We start from the raw sequence: 1,982 nt of genomic DNA on the forward strand, positions 1-1,982 counted from the left end.
GGCAGTGCACCTTGGACAGGCGCACCGCCTCGAGCAGACGCATGGATCCCATGCCCGTGGTGTCACCGGTGTGCACCGGTTCGTCGAAACTGACCCGCACGTGAGACTGCGCCGCGAGGTTGTACACCTCGTCGGGTTCGATGGTGCTGAGCAGCGTGACCAGCCGGGTCCCGTCGATCAGGTCGCCGTAGTGCAGAAACAACCGGGCGCCGGCGTCGTGGGGGTCGACGTAGAGGTGATCGATCCGCGAGGTGTTGAAAGTCGAGGCGCGACGGATGAGGCCGTGGACCTCATATCCCTTACGCAGCAGCAATTCGGCGAGGTAGGACCCGTCCTGTCCGGTAATGCCTGTTATGAGCGCTCGCTTCACCGGTCTCCCACTTCTGTCCGTGCACTCCGGACCACAGCGCCTGTGCCCGGTCCAAAGTACAGGGACATGCGAGCACGTGATCAGAGTGCTCGACCCGATTCCCGCGGACTGCGCCTCATACTACTGACTGCAGCCGGGCGACCTGTCTGCGCGCTTCGAGTATTAGCTGTACACCGCGTGCGGATGGGATAGTCATCAGTCATTCCTTGGCCGCTTCGTTGCTGAGCGCGCGTCGCGGGTGGCGAAAACGACAGGCTCGCCGCCCTCTGGTTGCCGCTCGGATGACGCCGGTATCGAGTGGCGAGCTTGTCAGTCGGGTCGGGTCTCGTCGAGTCTGGGTTGGGACGTGTGCACCGCCGCCGGCGGTGGCGCGTACTGGTGGAAACGTCGTCGATACCTGACCTTGCCGAAAGGTCACCAGGCCATGCCATAGCACTTCGGGGCGACACGCACAACACGCGCCCACATGTACCGTCACGGGAAGTCGCCTATCGCCCCGCGCCCGGTAGTTGGTAAGCGGGTAGCTGGCAAGAGAGAACTCGATGTGGCGATCCGGCCGTTATGCCGCGAGACGCGACGGAGCATAGTAGCCTCCCAGGTGATGTTATGGAACAGCGTGCTATTTCTGGGCTTTGGGATGGCGCTCGACCCGCTGCGGTTGGGGCTCGTCGCCGTCGTGTTGTCGCGACAGCGCCCCATGCTCAACCTCTTCGCTTTCTGGATGGGCGGCATGATCGCGGGCATCGGCATCGGAATGGCTGTGCTGGTTGTCATGCGCGACACCGCGATGGCAGCTTTGCGGAGTGCGGCGGCCGTGGTCGCAGACGTGCGATCCTCGATCGCCTTCTTCGAAGGTGGGCATCTCAAGATCACTCTCGGCGCGATTGCGCTGGTGTCCCTAGTGGTCCTCTTGGCGCGTGAGCGGGCGCGAATGCTACGGCCTGTCGCAGCGGTCTGTGGCCACAGCGATGGGTCCGGGGTCGCGGCGCAGCCGCGCGTCCTGCGATTGTTCGCCAAGCTCGGAACTCTCAACCAGAACATCCTGAACCGGGGATTTTTCTGGCCGGCGTTCGTGGTTGGTCTCGGGTCGGCGACGCCGCCGGTGGAGACCTTGATGCTGCTGACCATCATCATGGCTTCGGGCGCTGCCATCGGCACGCAGTTCAGCGCATTCCTCGTGTACACCGTGATGGTTCTTGCGGTCATCGAGATTCCACTGGTCTGCTATCTGGTGGAGCCCGACAAAACTCAAGCGGTCATGCTGCGTGTGCAGAATTGGCTACACGTTCACCGTGCCCGGATTTCCCAAACGGCGCTGGGCGTCAGTGGAGTGGCGTTAATGTTCCAGGGCATAGGCAGTCTCTGAGGTGGGTTCTGCGAAGTGCACTCGACCAGCTGGCATCCGCTAAGGCTGCAGTGGCTGACCGACCAGGGGCGGCGAAGGTGGTTTCGCTCCCGACTGATGCGACAACCGTGGTGTCGGTAGACGCCGACTATCGTGACGAAGCGACCAGGACTCCGCGCGTCTCGGTATGTGTACCCATGTACAACAACGGCGCGACGATCGAACGTTGTCTGCGGAGCATCCTTGACCAGGACGGCGTCGACTTCG

The 1,982-nt window shown here is 62.9% G+C and carries 3 protein-coding genes; 2 read left to right on the forward strand and 1 reads right to left on the reverse strand.

Translation table 11 applies throughout. The features are described from left to right. On the reverse strand, positions 1-370 hold a 370-nt coding region (locus tag AC2VON_RS03315), incomplete at its 3' end, for a GDP-mannose 4,6-dehydratase (RefSeq protein WP_486951666.1). A 601-nt stretch (positions 371-971) separates the two neighbouring features. Between AC2VON_RS03315 and AC2VON_RS03320 the strand changes: the two genes are divergently transcribed. Further along, positions 972-1,736: a GAP family protein gene (locus AC2VON_RS03320; protein ID WP_486951667.1), complete on the forward strand. Its 765-nt coding sequence runs from the start codon at positions 972-974 to the stop codon at positions 1,734-1,736. Positions 1,737-1,843: 107 nt separating this feature from the next. Continuing rightward, positions 1,844-1,982, forward strand: a 139-nt coding sequence (locus tag AC2VON_RS03325) for a glycosyltransferase (protein ID WP_486951668.1), incomplete at its 3' end; no start/stop codon positions are given.

It is taken from the genome of Mycobacterium sp. TH-M82 (assembly GCF_057473605.1).